The sequence below is a fragment of the Cohnella sp. OV330 genome, from assembly GCF_900112065.1.
Classification (GTDB): domain Bacteria; phylum Bacillota; class Bacilli; order Paenibacillales; family Paenibacillaceae; genus Cohnella.
This window is the reverse complement of the sequence record NZ_FOKE01000004.1, coordinates 435338-450664: the sequence shown is the minus strand read 5'-3', so window position 1 is coordinate 450664 and position 15327 is coordinate 435338. Positions and strand designations below refer to the sequence as shown.

General features: G+C 57.7%; 15 protein-coding genes. 12 read left to right on the top strand and 3 right to left on the bottom strand.

The window, feature by feature from the left end:
• The first annotated feature begins 213 nt into the window (after positions 1 to 213).
• The 3 genes from metG to BM235_RS12055 all read left to right on the top strand — a co-directional run bounded on the left by metG (position 214) and on the right by BM235_RS12055 (position 5718).
• A complete protein-coding gene (metG, locus tag BM235_RS12065) occupies positions 214 to 2238 on the top strand; it encodes a methionine--tRNA ligase (protein ID WP_090113136.1) in 2025 nt (674 codons plus the stop codon).
• Positions 2239 to 2351: 113 nt separating this feature from the next.
• On the top strand, positions 2352 to 4955 hold the full coding sequence (locus BM235_RS12060) for a CHASE3 domain-containing protein (protein ID WP_090113134.1): 2604 nt from the start codon (positions 2352 to 2354) through the stop codon (positions 4953 to 4955).
• A 52-nt stretch (positions 4956 to 5007) separates the two neighbouring features.
• On the top strand, positions 5008 to 5718 hold the full coding sequence (locus tag BM235_RS12055) for a cytochrome c biogenesis CcdA family protein (protein WP_090113122.1): 711 nt from the start codon (positions 5008 to 5010) through the stop codon (positions 5716 to 5718).
• Between the two features lie 16 nt (positions 5719 to 5734).
• Here BM235_RS12055 and splB read toward each other — a convergent pair whose 3' ends face one another.
• Positions 5735 to 6802, bottom strand: a complete 1068-nt coding sequence (splB, locus tag BM235_RS12050; RefSeq protein WP_090113120.1) for a spore photoproduct lyase — start codon at positions 6800 to 6802, stop codon at positions 5735 to 5737.
• Positions 6803 to 6967: 165 nt separating this feature from the next.
• Between splB and mntR the strand changes: the two genes are divergently transcribed.
• Together mntR and BM235_RS12040 are read left to right on the top strand one after the other, a co-directional pair.
• Entirely contained in the window at positions 6968 to 7390 is a 423-nt protein-coding gene (gene mntR, locus BM235_RS12045; RefSeq protein ID WP_090113118.1) for a transcriptional regulator MntR, read from the top strand.
• Positions 7391 to 7510: 120 nt separating this feature from the next.
• On the top strand, positions 7511 to 8575 hold the full coding sequence (locus BM235_RS12040) for a patatin-like phospholipase family protein (protein ID WP_090113116.1): 1065 nt from the start codon (positions 7511 to 7513) through the stop codon (positions 8573 to 8575).
• A 48-nt stretch (positions 8576 to 8623) separates the two neighbouring features.
• On the opposite strand, the gene BM235_RS12035 is transcribed toward BM235_RS12040, so the two are convergent.
• Both BM235_RS12035 and BM235_RS12030 read right to left on the bottom strand, forming a co-directional pair.
• Entirely contained in the window at positions 8624 to 8950 is a 327-nt protein-coding gene (locus tag BM235_RS12035; protein ID WP_090113114.1) for a hypothetical protein, read from the bottom strand.
• A 26-nt stretch (positions 8951 to 8976) separates the two neighbouring features.
• Positions 8977 to 9936, bottom strand: a complete 960-nt coding sequence (locus BM235_RS12030) for a DUF1385 domain-containing protein (RefSeq protein ID WP_090113112.1) — start codon at positions 9934 to 9936, stop codon at positions 8977 to 8979.
• Between the two features lie 163 nt (positions 9937 to 10099).
• Here BM235_RS12030 and BM235_RS12025 point away from each other — a divergent pair, with 163 nt between their 5' ends.
• The 7 genes from BM235_RS12025 to BM235_RS11995 all read left to right on the top strand — a co-directional run bounded on the left by BM235_RS12025 (position 10100) and on the right by BM235_RS11995 (position 15212).
• Positions 10100 to 10639, top strand: a complete 540-nt coding sequence (locus tag BM235_RS12025) for a YqhR family membrane protein (RefSeq protein WP_158543730.1) — start codon at positions 10100 to 10102, stop codon at positions 10637 to 10639.
• Between the two features lie 101 nt (positions 10640 to 10740).
• Complete coding sequence (gene aroQ / locus BM235_RS12020) at positions 10741 to 11190, top strand: type II 3-dehydroquinate dehydratase (protein ID WP_090113591.1); 450 nt, start codon at positions 10741 to 10743, stop codon at positions 11188 to 11190.
• Positions 11191 to 11216: 26 nt separating this feature from the next.
• Positions 11217 to 12296, top strand: coding sequence for a M24 family metallopeptidase (locus tag BM235_RS12015; protein WP_090113109.1), 1080 nt, complete (start codon positions 11217 to 11219; stop codon positions 12294 to 12296).
• A gap of 32 nt (positions 12297 to 12328) precedes the next feature.
• Positions 12329 to 12886, top strand: a complete 558-nt coding sequence (gene efp, locus BM235_RS12010; protein WP_090113107.1) for an elongation factor P — start codon at positions 12329 to 12331, stop codon at positions 12884 to 12886.
• A gap of 122 nt (positions 12887 to 13008) precedes the next feature.
• Positions 13009 to 14262, top strand: coding sequence for an aspartate kinase (locus BM235_RS12005; protein ID WP_090113105.1), 1254 nt, complete (start codon positions 13009 to 13011; stop codon positions 14260 to 14262).
• Positions 14263 to 14434: 172 nt separating this feature from the next.
• A complete protein-coding gene (locus tag BM235_RS12000; protein ID WP_090113103.1) occupies positions 14435 to 14791 on the top strand; it encodes a hypothetical protein in 357 nt (118 codons plus the stop codon).
• 178 nt (positions 14792 to 14969) lie between these two features.
• Positions 14970 to 15212 carry a YqhV family protein gene (locus tag BM235_RS11995; protein ID WP_090113589.1) on the top strand — a complete coding sequence of 81 codons (243 nt, stop codon included), beginning with the start codon at positions 14970 to 14972 and terminating at the stop codon, positions 15210 to 15212.
• The last annotated feature ends 115 nt before the right edge of the window (positions 15213 to 15327 follow it).

Genomic DNA, 15327 nt, shown 5'->3' with positions numbered 1-15327 from the left:
GCCGCGGTCCTGCGATGAGAGTACGACGCGTTCCGGCGTTAACGGAGCTGCCGGTCGATGGCGACCGGCGCGAATGAGCCTTCGTGCGCGCATGCGGCGGAGGGAATTTGGGTGGTACCACGTGAGCGCAGACTCTCGTCCCATGACGGACGGGAGTCTTTTTGCGTTTTCGGCCCGATGTCTGCGCCATATCCCCTATAGGAGCTGAAGAAGATGACCGAAACGGGCAAAACCTTTTATATCACGACGCCCATCTACTACCCGAGCGACAAGCTGCATATCGGGCACGCTTACACGACCGTCGCCGGCGACGCCATTTCCAGATACAAGCGCCTCCGCGGCTTCGAGGTTCGCTATCTGACGGGCACGGACGAGCACGGCCAGAAAATCGAGCGCAAGGCGCAGGACGCGGGCAAGACGCCTCAGCAATTCGTCGACGATATCGTCGTCGGCATCAAGGATTTGTGGAAGAAGCTCGAGATCTCGAACGACGACTTCATCCGCACGACCGAGCCCCGGCACACGCTGGTCGTGGAGGAGATTTTCGAGAAGCTGCTGGCCAAGGGCGACATCTATAAAGGCGAGTACGAAGGCTGGTACAGCATCCCCGACGAGACATTTTATACCGAGACGCAGTTGGTGGACGTCGTCAAAGACGAGCAGGGCAACGTCGTCGGCGGCAAAAGTCCCGACAGCGGGCACCCGGTCGAGCTGGTCAAGGAAGAGTCTTATTTTTTCAAAATGAGCCATTACGTGGACCGGCTGCTCGCCCATTACGAGGCGCACCCGGACTTCATCCAGCCCGAGTCGCGCAAGACCGAGATGATCAACAACTTCATCAAGCCCGGACTCGAGGATCTCGCGGTATCCCGGACGACCTACAATTGGGGCATCCCGGTGCGCTCCGACCCGAAGCATGTCATCTACGTATGGATCGACGCGCTATGCAATTACATCACGGCGCTCGGATACGGAACGCCGGACGACGCGCTCATGCGCAAGTTCTGGCCGGCGGACGTGCATCTGATGAGCAAGGAGATCGTCCGCTTCCATACGATCTATTGGCCGATCATGCTCATGGCGCTCGACCTGCCGCTGCCGAAGAAGGTTTTCGCCCACGGCTGGCTGCTGATGAAAGACGGCAAAATGTCAAAGTCCAAAGGCAACGTGGTGGACCCGGTCAAGCTGATCGACCGCTATGGGCTCGATCCGGTCCGATATTACTTGCTGCGCGAGGTGCCGTTCGGATCCGACGGCACGTTCACGCCGGAGAACTTCGCCGAGCGGCTGAACTACGACCTGGCCAACGATCTGGGCAACCTGCTGAGCCGCACCGTCGCCATGATCGGCAAGTACTTCGACGGCGTCGTGCCCGAGGCTAACGGCGCTACGGCGTTCGACGCGGACCTGGAGTCCGTGGCGGCGGCGGCCGTGCGCAAAACCGAGGAAGCGATCGAAGCGATGGAATTTTCCGTCGCGCTGACGGCGATCTGGACGCTCGTGAGCCGGACGAACAAGTACATCGACGAGACGCAGCCATGGGTGCTCGCCAAGGATGAAGCCGACCGCGGCGCGCTGGCGTCCGTCATGGCGCATCTGGCGGAGAGCCTGCGCATCGTATCGATTCTGCTGCAGCCGTTCATGACGCACGCGCCAGCCCGCATCTGGGCGCAGCTCGGCATCGCCGCCGGCCAGGCGACCGCATGGGACAGCATCGGCGCGTGGAGCGGTCTCGCCGCCGGCGCGAAGGTCGAGAAGGGAGAATCGCTGTTCCCGCGTCTCGATCTTGAGAGCGAGGTCGCCTGGATCGTGGAGATGATGGGGGGCGGCGCCAAAGCGGAAGCGACTCCGGAGAAGCCCGCGTCCGGCGCGAAAGAAGAGGTCGCGCAGCCGAACGCTAAAGCGGGCGCGAAGGAGGAGATCTCCATCGACGACTTCGCCAAAATCGAGCTGCGCGTCGCGCAAGTCACGGCCTGCGAGCCGATCCCGAAGGCCGACAAGCTGCTGAAGCTGCAGCTCGACCTCGGCGGCGAGTCGCGGCAGGTCGTCTCGGGCATCGCCCAATATTACAAGCCGGAGGAACTCGTCGGCGCCAAGGTGATCTGCGTCGCCAATTTGAAGCCGGTCAAGCTGCGCGGCGAATGGTCCCACGGCATGATTTTGGCGGCTTCGGAGGGCGGCCAGTTGAAGCTGGCGACGGTCCCCGAAGGGATGCCGAACGGTGCTTTGGTCAAATAATATCGGATATAAAACCTGCGAATCTCTGTATTCGCAGGTTTTTCATTTTAATTGATCGTTATTTTCAGGTATGATAGTACTAATAGAGTAACGGCATCGAGGAGGAGCAATTCGTGTACAGCGTCCCGGAGCGAAGGAGAAAAATATCCATTCGGACCAAGATTCTGTTGGGCAACGTGATCGTAATGGTCTTTTTGGGCATCGCGATCGTCGCTTTGACCGTACGGATCGCGTCCTTGCAAAACGAAGTGGAATTCATCAGCACGCACGACATTCAGGTGCACGAGACGGTCGACCAGATTCAAAAGGACTTGCTCGATATGGAGACGGGGATGAGAGGGTACGTCATCAGCGGAGACGAAGACTACCTTGAACCCTACAATACCGGCAAGTCCAGATGGGAATCCGACGTCAATGCGTTGTCCGCGCTTGTCATCGATAACCAAGCGCAGCTGCGGAATCTGGATAGCATCAAGACGAACATCCGCGAATGGACGGACACGGCGAGCGAAAACGCGATCGGTTTCAAGCGAGGCGGGGATACGGAAAGCCTCGACCGTTTTTTTAGGGAGAAAACCGGCAAGTCCAAGACAGACGCGCTCCGGCAGCAGCTGCTAAACATTAAGGATACGGAGATGAGTCTGACCAACCAACGGGTGACGGATCTGAAGGAGAGTAACGCATCCCTAATCTTTTTCCTATATCTACTTTGGTTGTTCGTAGCGATCATCGCGATCGCCATCGCCTGGTTCATCTCCGGTACCGTCATCAAGACGATCCGCAAGGTCAGCACGACGATCCGCCAGATCGCTTCGCAGGACGGCAACCTGGACAAGCGGATCGAGATCAACACGAGAGACGAGATGATGGAGCTCGGGGACTCGACCAACGCCCTGCTGGATTCGATCGAGCGGCAAAACCTTCGCAAAGACCAGATTGCGGAGATCGCTACGCTGCTGCAGGAGCAGAACGACATCGATGCCGTCGGACGCCTGTTCATGAATCAGATGGTCCGCGTATTCGATATCCCCTACGGCGTCTTGTACGTCCGCGACCAGGCGAACCAGCTGGCCAAAAACGCCTCTTACGCGGACGCCTTCGAGAACTTCGGACGGAAGGAATTTCAGATTGGCGAAGGACTGGTCGGGCAATGCGCGGCCGGATCTCGCACGATGGTCGTCAATCAGATTCCCGACGGCTACGTGAATATTCACTCCGGTATCGGTCAATCCGCGCCGAAGCAGATCGTCCTGCTGCCGGTACTCTTCGAGAAAGTCGTCGTCGGCGTCCTTGAGATCGGCACGTTCAAGCCCTTCAAAAAGGCGGATATCGAGCTGTTGGAACAGCTGGCGTCCATGCTGGGCGTGACCATCCAATCCGTCAAGAGCCGCATGGAGATGGAGCAGCTGTACACGGAGGCGCAAGCGGCGAACGAAGAACTCCAGGTCCAGTCCGAAGAGCTTAACGCCCAGTCGCTCGAGCTGCTGACGATGAACGACGAGCTCAAGCGCAGCTCCAACTTCAAGAGCGAATTTCTCGCCAACATGTCGCACGAATTGCGGACGCCGCTTAACAGCATGCTGATTCTGTCCCAGATGCTGGCCGAGAACCGGCACGGCCATCTAAGCGAGGACGATATCAGCTACGTCAATACGATTTACAGCGCCGGCAACGATCTGCTGAACCTGATCAACGATATTCTCGACCTGTCCAAGGTCGAGGCCGGCAAGCTCGATATCGAGATGGGAAACATCATCCTGGCGGATCTTCAGCTCACGATTCAGAGCAATTTCCAGGAAGTCGCCGCCAAGAAAAAGCTGGACTTCGCGGTCCGGATCGCGCCGGCAACGCCGGCCTGGCTGGAGACCGACGGATTCCGACTGCAGCAGATATTGAAAAACTTGCTGTCCAACGCGTTCAAGTTTACCGAAGCCGGCAAAGTCGATCTCCTGATCGGCGTGCACGCGAACAATTCGTGGGGACAGCAGGAGATCGCGTTCACCGTCACGGACACGGGCAGGGGCATCGCGAGCGAAAAGCTCGGTTTGATCTTCGAAGCCTTCACCCAAGCCGACAGCGGTACCGCCCGCAAGTACGGAGGCACCGGCCTCGGCCTTACGATCTCTGCTTCCCTCGCGAATATGCTCGGCGGCCGGATCGAGGTGCAGAGCAAGGAAGGCAAGGGCAGCGAATTTACGTTGTATTTGCCGGCGCAGCGTTCGATCGGCGAGCTGGACGAGGCGGTCGCTTCGAAGCAGCTAGCGACGTCCTCCGCGGCGCTGTCCGTTGCCGATCCGGTGTCCATCGCCGTATCCGAGATGCCGCTGAGTACCGCGGCGTTGAAGGGGCGGAGCGTCCTTCTGGTCGACGACGACGCACGCAATTTGTTCGCGCTGTCGCATGTGCTCGAGTCGCTCGAGATGACGTTCACGATCGCGCACGACGGTCTGGAGTGTATGGACCGGCTGCGCGGCGGCGACAATTACGACTGTATACTGATGGACATCATGATGCCGGACATGGACGGATTCCAGGCGATCCGCGAGATTCGGCATACGCTGCAGCTGAACACGCCTATCATCGCGGTGACGGCAAAGGCGATGAAGGAAGACCGGGACAAATGCCTTGAGGCCGGAGCGAACGCTTATATCAGCAAGCCGGTTCAGGTTCAGCAGCTCATATCCATCATGGTCGCTCAGATGAAGGTAGAAGCTTGATGCGTTGGGGCCGGTTTTCCGGCCCCGCTTTTATATTCGTAAGGAGGAACCTATGAGTCAACTGAACATCGGAATCGCTTTTGCGGGGGGACTCGCTTCTTTTATTTCTCCCTGCTGCCTTCCGTTATATCCGTCGTATCTGTCGTACATAACCGGAATATCGGTGACCCGCCTGAAATCCGAAACGAGCAAAGAAATACGCTCGAAAACGATGGCGCATACGTTCTTTTTTATTTTGGGTTTCTCGGCCGTATTCTTCACGCTTAGTTACACGGCCAACACGTTCGCCTATACGTTCCGGGAATATCAGGATCTGATCCGTCAAATCTCGGCGATCCTCATCGTTCTCATGGGCTTGTTTTTGCTGGGCGTCTTCCAACCGCAGCTGCTGCTCAAGGAGCGCAAGATGAACGTGAGCTGGCGCCCCGCCGGTTATATCGGCTCCTTTATTTTCGGGATCGGCTTTTCCGCCGGGTGGTCCCCGTGCGTAGGGCCGATTCTTACCGCGATTTTGGCTTTGGCCGCCAGCGAGCCAGGCACGTGGGCAAGCATGACGGCCGCGTATTCTTTAGGCTTCGGCGTACCGTTTTTCGTGCTCGCGTTTTTTATCGGATCGGCTAGATGGATCTTGAAGTACTCCGACAAGCTGATGAAAATCGGCGGCGCGCTCATGATTTTGATGGGCATCTTGCTATTTACGGACCGAATGACCGAGATCACGATCTGGCTGAACCGGATCACGCCGGATTGGCTTTTGTTCTAAATCATCTAGCGCGACCTTAGGTGAAGTATTCGATTTTCGCGGTCGGGAACGCTTCGAAGATGCGCTCGGTTATGAACATGCGCAGCGCGTCGGCCTGCTCGTCGGGATAAACGTATTTATTTTGCCCCCAGCGGCCCCATTTCTTTTTCCGTTTCGCTTCGTCCATCTCGAGCTTGGTTTTCGGATAACGCTTTTCGATGATGGTCTTGGCTGTCTTCGTAAAGCGGTGCTGAATCAGCTCGAAGGTGAGGTCTCGCCCGGCCTCCGGCGGCAGTTCTGCAGCCAGGCGCTTTAGCAGCTCCGCGTACCCGTCTTCCCAACCGTCGAACCAGATAATGGGAGCGATGATGAAACCAAGCGGGTAGCCCGCTCTTGCGATTTTGCCGGCCGCCTCGATCCGTTCCGCGAACCGGGACGTGGCGGGCTCGAAGCTTCGGATGACATAGTCGGCGTTGACGCTGAATCGCACCCGCGTGTGACCGCCGTGCGCGATGCCGAGCAGCGAGTCGACGTGATGGAACTTGGATACGAACCGCAGTCGGCCGAGCGGCTGCTTCGCCATAAAGGCGATCGTTTCTGCCAGCGATCCGGTTATATGCTCGAGGCCGAGCGGATCCGACGTACAAGCCGCCTCGAAGCGGGTGATTTCGGGACTGCGCTCGTCGATGTAGCCTTTGGCGGCAGCCAGAATTTCGTCGATATTGACATACACGCGAATATAGGGCTTCGCGCCGAGCGTCGTTTGCAGGTAGCAATAATGGCAGTGGCCCATGCAGCCGGTCGCCAGAGGGATGGCATATTCGGCGGAAGGCTTGGACGTATCGAATTTCAGCGTCTTGCGGAGGCCCACGACAAGCGTTCTTTTCGCGATCTTGTACTGCTCCGTCTCGGTCTCTCCGGGCAGGTTGGTGATACGGTTATGCGAAGTGGTCATCCGGTGCGGAATGCCTTCGCGCAACGCCCAATCGCGGATTCGCATGCCCATCGGATAGTTCAGCGCTTCGGGCTCGAAGTAGACGAGCTCGGGAACGAACGGCTTGGTCGTGACGGCTTTACGCGGTTTTTCGGTGACGCCGACGCTCATCGAACACTCGCCCCCTTTGAATCCGTAGTATGCTTCGGCCAAGGCCGGCGGACACCGGTTAACTTCTGGATGAGATTCAAGCGGGCGGAGCGGGCGGCTTGCCCTCGCCGGTCGAGCGTTGTATGATACAAAGAGTTATTAACCGTCGGGAAAGGGGACAGTTCGGTGCCGACGCCAAGCATGGAAGATTATCTCGAACGCATCTACAGGCTGATCGACGAGAAGGGATACGCCCGCGTATCCGACATCGCCGAAGGACTGGAAGTGCACCCCTCGTCCGTGACCAAGATGATACAGAAGCTGGACAAGGATCAATATTTAATTTACGAGAAGTATCGGGGACTTATCCTCACGAGCAAAGGAAAAAAAATCGGAAAGCGGCTCGTCGACCGGCATCATCTGCTCGAATCGTTCCTGAACGTGATCGGCGTGCAGCATGAGAATATTTACCGCGACGTGGAAGGAATCGAGCATCATTTGAGCTGGGATTCCATTACCTGCATCGAGACGCTGGTCGAATATTTTAATCGGGACGATGCGCGCCGGGCCGAATTGATGCGCATACGCACCGAATTGGATACCGAATAAGGAGAGAGGACGCGAAGGCGTCCTTTTTGCTTTTCTCGGAGGATGAGCCGCATCGGTCTGTACCTCAGTTCTGCCGCATAAGCTTGCTGTAACCGGCTTAATGCGGACGGAGGTAGCTTGATGCACCTGAAAATGATCAATGCGGTTTTCGAAGGCGGCGGGGTGAAGGGCATTTCGCTCGCCGGCGCGGTTCGGGCCGCGGAGTTGAACGGCTACGGGTTCAACCAGGTTGCGGGGACCTCCGCGGGAAGCATCGTGGCGGCGTTGATCGCAGCCGGGTACAGCGCATCGGAGATGAAAATGATCATCGACGGCACGCCCTTTTCCGCTTTTTTGAAGCGAGCGCCCATCTTTAACGTGAAGCTGATCGGTCCCGCCGCTCGCCTGTTGATATTCAAAGGACTGTACAGCGGCGACACGCTCGAAGCGTGGGCCGAAAAGCTGCTGGCGGCTCGCGGAATCCGAACGTTCGGGGACTTGCCCCCGGGCCGATTGCGCATCGTCGCATCGGATATTACGAACGGCAAAATTCTCGTACTGCCCGACGACATCGCAGATTATGGAATGGAGCCCCGCGATCTAGGCGTGGCCCAGGCGATCCGCATGAGCGTGAGCATCCCTTATTTTTTCGATCCCGTCATCGTACGCAGCGCCTCCGCCTACCGCCCGTTCAAACGCGCCAAACGTGATGACAAAAGTTTGATCGCGCACGGCTCCTATGTCGTCGACGGCGGACTGCTCAGCAACTTTCCGCTTTGGCTTTTCGAGGAGCCCGAGGCGAAGGGTCCCGTGCTGCCGGTGGTCGGCTTCCAAATGGTCGGCAGGCCGAATCCGAAAGGGCATCGGATCAGCGGGCCGTTCACGATGTTCTATGCCATGTTCGAAACGATGCTGAGCGCCCACGACGAGCGCTATATCGAGAAAAACAACCGCGTGCGGACGATCAAGATCCCGACGCTAGGCGTACGGACGACGGACTTTCATTTGTCGGAAGCGCAAAGCGAAAGCCTGTATCAGTCCGGGTTAAACGCGGGCAGCGAGTTTTTCGACCTGTTCGACTACAGGACGGGGGTATGCCCGCCCGACCTGCCGAATATCCATCCGCATGCAATCCATGCGCCAAGCGCGCCCAAGGTTCGGTTCGGATATGCCAAGCCGCCCGAACGGCCAAATAAAAAGGATTGAGGCGGGAGCCTCAATCCTTTTTGCGCGGCGCGTCGTTAAAACGGTCGATCAATGATAGGTCGGCGGCTCGTCGTCGCGTCCCTTGCTGCCTTCGATGACGCGGAAAGGCGAGGGGCTGCGGCGCGGCTTGGCGGCGGTTTCCTTGGCTTGCTGGCGCTTCTTGCTCTGCGCCGCCGCGCGCTGATAGTCCGAGCGAGGCGCTCCTCCGCGAGCCCAGCGGTTCGGCGGAAACTTGTACAAGATCCATACGATCGCGATGAGGACGACGGGAATGATGAGCGCTTGGCCGCCGTTCAAGATGCTGGACGCGATTCCGATGGCGACTAACGCCAGGACGACGACAAACCAAGTTGGCATTCGGTTGCGTTTGCGCAATGAGCGTCCCTCCCGTTGAAATTGAATTATACGGGCCGAATCTCGCGGTCGAGCTCCCGCATGCGATTGAACGAAGCGATGGAAACGGCTACCTGATCGTCATTCGGTTCTTTGGTCGTCAACAATTGAAGCCACAGTCCCGGGTACCCGAGCACGCGCAGCCCCGGGATATCGCGAGCCGCGTTCGTCAAGCGAAGCACCTCGTAAGAAATGCCGATGACGACGGGGAGCAAAGCGATCCGAATCCATACGCGTTCCCATATCGTGTCCCAATGGAAAATCGGGAACGAGTACAGCACGACGCCGACGATGACCGTGAACACGAGAAAGCTGCTGCCGCAGCGATAATGAAGTCGCGTGAACCGCTGAACGTTTTCGACCGTCAGCTCGACGCCTGCTTCGTAGGCGCTGATCACCTTGTGCTCGGCGCCATGATACTGGAACAGGCGCTTGATCAAAGGCGTCTTTGATATGAACCAGAGATAAAAGAGCAACAACGCGATCTTGATGACGCCTTCCAACAGGTTATGCAGGATCATGCTGCTAAATACGTTTTCGAACAGAAAGCCTTCGAGCAGGGCGGGGACGGTCGTGAATACCAGCTTGCCGAAGACGAATGACAGCACGCCTACGACGGCCACTCCGAGCACCATGGACAGGCTCCATTTTTCTTTTTCCTTCGGCTTTTCGGCCGCTTCCGGCTGCGTTTCGTCCTCCGCGTACGCTTCGGCCGAGAAGTTCAAGTGCTGAGAGCCTTTGGCCGAGGACTCGACGATGCCGACGATGCCCCGAATAAAAGGGATCCGCTTCAGCACCTTGAGCGCCTGGCTCTGCTGCTGCTTGCGGGGAACTTCAAAAAAAGCAATTTCTTGGTTCTTGCGCCGCACCGCGGTCACGTGGACGTTCCGTCCGGCGAACATGACGCCTTCTATCACCGCTTGTCCCCCGTATATGGAGGTCGGTTGTTCTGCCAAACCATTCACCATCTCTCGACGAATCTCTTGAAGCTGAAGGCTTCGAGTATCTTCTTATTTTACAGGATAAGGGCCTGCAATGCTACATGGTCCGGCCGCGAAGCGACTAGCCCCATGACATGAAGCCCATACTATGCCGACAAGCGGGAGCTTCCGAAAGGATGGTGCGAAAAAGATGGAACAAACGGAAAACAAAAGCGCGGGTACGGGGAGAACGAAGCACCCCGCCGTTTATTGCCTGACGCTCGGCTTGTTCGCCGGACTGATCTGGGGTTCGCTCCGGTGGCTGACGGTCGCGATGAATTTCACCAAGGTGCCGCAGGCTTTTTTGGCAGATCCGTTCGTCAAGCGGGAGAGCCTGGACACGATCGCGTGGCATTGCGTAGGTTTGGCGATGTTTGTCGTCATGTCCATCGTTGCCGCCTATTTATATTGGTTGATCCTAGGCAAGCTTCGGGGACCGTGGCCCGGCTTGTTTTTCGGCGCCGCCTGGTGGGTGCTTTTGTTTTTCTGGATCGGACCGAAGACGGGCGCCGTGCCTGCATATAAAGAAATCGGTCTCGGCAGCATGTTTACGGAAGGCGCCTTGTACTTGCTGTGGGGCCTCTTTATCGGCTATTCGTTCGCTTTCGAATACCACAACGAGTCCGCGCGCGAGCCGAATCGGGCGAACGGCGAAGAAGGCGGCCGCTCAAGCGATCCCGAGCCCGCTTGACGGACGGCTGAACGCGAGGATCGCGTGTGGCACCTCCTTGGGCCGTTGTGATACAATGACTGATGAATTTATCGCTGAAAATCAAGGAAGGAGTGCCGGACTTGCCCAGTATCTTGGTTCTGAACGGACCGAACCTGAATATGCTCGGCGTCAGAGAGCCGGGGGTGTACGGCACCGCAACGCTATCGGACATCGAGCGGAATCTGAGAGAGGCGGCCGAGCGCGAAGGGGCTGCTCTTTTCTTTTATCAATCGAATCACGAGGGCGGATTGCTGGACGAGATGCATGCCGCCTTCGGTCGGCACGACGGCATATTGATCAATCCCGGCGCTTACACGCACACGAGCATCGCGCTTCGCGACGGGATCGCGTCCGTCGGTCTCCCGACCGTCGAAGTCCACTTGTCGAACATACATAAGCGCGAGTCTTTCAGGCATACGTCGATGCTCGCGCCGGTGTGCGTCGGCCAGATCGCCGGCTTCGGCGCGTACGGCTACGAGCTTGGCCTGCTCGCGCTGCTGCGGCATCTCCGGCAGCCGGCTCGCCCGTAGTTTTAAAGGAAGAGGAGGTGCGATTAATGAGCGAAGCTAGAATCGCAAGATTAAGAGGCGAGATGGCGGGGCTTGGCGGGGATGCCATGCTCGTAACGAGCGGACACAATCGTCGTTATCTGACAGGGTTCACCGGCACGGCCGGCGTCGTGCTGGTGACGGCCGGAAGCGCCGTACTGTTTACGGATTTCCGTTATACGGAGCAAGCGAATGCCCAAGCCGAAGGCGTCGAAGTCGCGGAGCACCCGCCGACGGGCTATCACGATCGGGTCGCGGAGCTTCTGCGCGGCGCCGGCGTCCAGCGGCTGTTGTTCGAGGACGGCACGGTCAGCTACGCGCAATACGCGATGTTGAAGGAGCGGCTGTCGCCGGTCGAGCTCGTGCCCGCGGGCAAGGCGCTGGAGAAGCTTCGGGCCGTAAAGGACGCATCGGAGCTAGCGGTCATTCAGGAAGCCGCCGACGTCGCAGACCGGACCTTTTCGCATATTCTCGGCTTCCTCAAGCCGGGGGCGAAGGAATCCGACATTGCCTTGGAGATGGAGTTCTATATGAGGAAACTGGGCGCCTCGGGCACGTCGTTCGATACGATCGTCGCTTCGGGCGAGCGCTCCGCGATGCCGCACGGGGTGGCGAGCGACCGGGTGATCGGGACCGGCGAATTCGTCACGCTCGATTTCGGCGCATACTACAAAGGCTACTGCTCGGATCTGACCCGGACGGTCGTCGTCGGTCCGGCGACGGATCGTCACAAAGAGATCTACGGCATCGTGCTCGAAGCCCAGCTGCACGCGCTCGCGCACCTGAAGCCGGGAATGTCCGGACGGGAAGGCGACGCCTTGACGAGAGATATCATCACGCGGTATGGTTATGGTGATCAATACGGCCATAGCACCGGTCACGGGATCGGGCTCGAGATTCACGAAGAGCCGCGGCTCAGCTATTCGGCGCCGGATACGATTTTACTCCCGGGTCATGTCGTCACGGTCGAACCGGGTATTTACGTTCCGGGCTTCGGCGGCGTACGGATCGAAGACGACGTCGTTCTGACGGATGACGGGATTAAAATACTTACGCGTTCCCCGAAAGAACTGATCGTTCTGGAATAGGGAGCCACGTTCCTACAGGAGGGAATTTAGCAGTGATTTCCGTTAACGATTTTAAGACAGGCCTTACCATTGAAGTGGACAACGATCTATGCACCGTCATCGACTTCCAGCACGTCAAGCCGGGCAAGGGCGCCGCGTTCGTCCGCTCCAAGCTGAAGAACCTGCGCAACGGCAACGTCATCGAGAAAACGTTCCGCGCCGGCGAGAACGTCGTTCGCGCCCATATCGAAAACCGCGCCGTGCAATACCTGTACAACTCCGGCAGCGAGTACACGTTCATGGACAACGAGACTTACGACCAGTTCAACCTGGACAAGAAGCAGCTCGAATGGGAGATCAACTTCCTCAAGGAAAACATGACCGTCAACATCACCAGCTACCAAGGCGAGATTCTCGGCATCAACCTGCCGAACAACGTCGACCTGAAGGTCGTCGAGACCGAGCCGGGCATCAAGGGCAATACGGCCACGGGCGCAACGAAAAACGCGAAGCTCGAGACCGGCCACAACGTGCAGGTACCCCTCTTCATCAACGAAGGCGACGTACTGCTCATCAATACGACAGAAGGCAAGTATATCTCCCGCGCCTAATTTCGACCTCGATCCTCCGCGTTCCCTTCGGGACCGGAGGATTTTTTTTTCGTTTCTGGGCCGCTGGGCTTATGCTATAATATATTGCTGTATGCACAGTGTAGATGAGGAGTGGAACCGCGTTGTCCTTAATCGTGATGAAATTCGGCGGCAGTTCCGTCGGGACCTCTGAGCGGATGCAGCGCGTGGCCCAGCGGATTATCGACAAAAAGCTGCAAGGCCATCGCGTCGTCGTCGTCGTGTCCGCCATGGGCGATACGACCGACGATCTGATCGACAAGTCCAAGGAATTAACCGACAATCCCCCGTCCAGGGAGATGGATATGCTGCTGACGACCGGCGAGCAGATCTCGGTCGCGCTGCTCGCGATGACTATTCATAAACTCGGCCATGAAGCCAAATCGTTCACGGGCTGGCAAGCCGGCATCGTGACGGAATCAGTACACGGAAAAGCAAGAATATCCGAGATAGCGCCGACTCGGCTTCACGCTGCGCTGGACGGCGGGGCGATCGCGATCGTCGCGGGCTTCCAGGGCATGACGGAAGACGGCGAGATCACGACGCTCGGACGCGGCGGCTCCGATACGACGGCGGTCGCGCTCGCGGCTGCGATCAAAGCCGACGTGTGCGAGATTTATACAGACGTGGACGGCATTTATTCCACCGATCCCCGCGTCGTGAAGAACGCGCGAAAGCTGGACGTCATCTCGTACGACGAGATGCTCGAGCTTGCCCATCTTGGCGCGGCGGTGCTGCACCCCCGCGCGGTCGAATACGCGAAGCACTACAACGTTCATCTCGTGGTGCGTTCGAGCTTTACCCAGAATGAAGGAACGCTCGTGAGGGAGGAAGCGGCAATGGAACAAGGCGTCGTCGTAAGCGGCATCGCTTTTGATAAAAATGTAGCCCGCATCAGCATCGTAGGCGTGGCGGATATCCCGGGCGTATTGGCAAAAATCTTCGGCGCGCTCGCCTACGAGTCGATCGACGTCGACATCATCGTGCAAAGCGGCATTTCGGACGGCAAGGCGGACTTTTCGTTTACCGTGTCCCTGGCGGATCGCGCGCGCGCGCTCGGCGTCATCGAACGCGTGCGCGGAGAGGTGCCTTACGACGAGGCGACCTACGAAGAAAACCTCGTTAAAGTATCCATCGTCGGCGCAGGCATGGTGTCGAACCCTGGCGTAGCCGCCAAGATGTTCGACGTGATCTCGAGAGCGGGCGTCAGCATCAAGATGGTCAGCACGTCCGAGATCAAGTGCTCCTGCGTCATCGCGGCCGAGCCTTTGAACGAAGTCGTGCGCGCGCTTCACACCGCGTACGGTCTGGATACGGCGGACGCGGCTTTCGTGGGCGGACCGCAGGACAGACGCTAAGTTTGTCAATGATTTTTTAGCGTTTTAAGTTATTATTGGATATTTATAGCGCTTTTGCTAATCTTTATTTAGCAAAGGTCCCTGCCTCCTTCCGACCCCATGGAGGTCATGCCTGTCGAATTACGATTTGTTTTGTCGTCGGCGGTATTATCCTTTGAAGGAGGAAGCGAGTTTGAGCGAGCAGGTGCTGGATACGATTTTGGTAGAGTTGAAAGGGATGTCCCGGCGGTTGGACGGCATCGATCAACGGCTGGACGGGATGGATCGGCGGTTTGACGCGATCGATCAGCGTCTGGACGGCATGGATCGGCGATTCGACGTGATCGAGACAACGTTGAATCAAGTCGCGTCCGCAGTCATGGACACAAACGAACGGTTATCGAAGGTGATGGACGTTCAGAAGGAGCACGCGATCGCCCTCGATTCGCTGCAGACCGAGCAATCCAGGCAAGGGAAAGCGATCGAAGCGCTTGCCTTCCGCGTGCTGGAGCACGATACGGAGATCAGAGCGTTAAAGCGAGCAAAATAGTAGCAAGACATGACAGGCCCGTCCGGGATCGGACGGGTCTTTTTTTGCTTTTCAAATGAATCTCTCATTTTTCGAGAACATAGGCAAGTTGTCCGACTCCGCCGCATAGCGTATACCACGGACATGATTCGAGTGAGCGAAAGGAGGTGAGAGCGGCTTGGATAAATCCGTATTCAGCATGGCGCTGCTCCGGATTTTGTCCGGGAGCATCGAATTGACGGCCGCGCTGGTCATGCTGAAGCTGAACGACGTCACCAAGGCGCTAAGCGTAAACGCGATGCTGGCGCTGGTCGGACCGCTGATTCTGATCTCCACGACGACGATCGGCCTCGTCGGCATGTCGGACAAGCTTTCTCCCGTCAAATTAGTCTGGATCGGCGCGGGAGTCGCTTGCCTGCTAATCGGCATCCTTAAAAAATAAGCGGATCGGGGTCCCCAATCTATTAACGGAAAAAAGAGACTTCCCAAGCATAAAAGAGAAGCGTCCAAGCATATGCATGGAAGAGCGAAGGACAACTTGCTTACGCCGGAGAGGG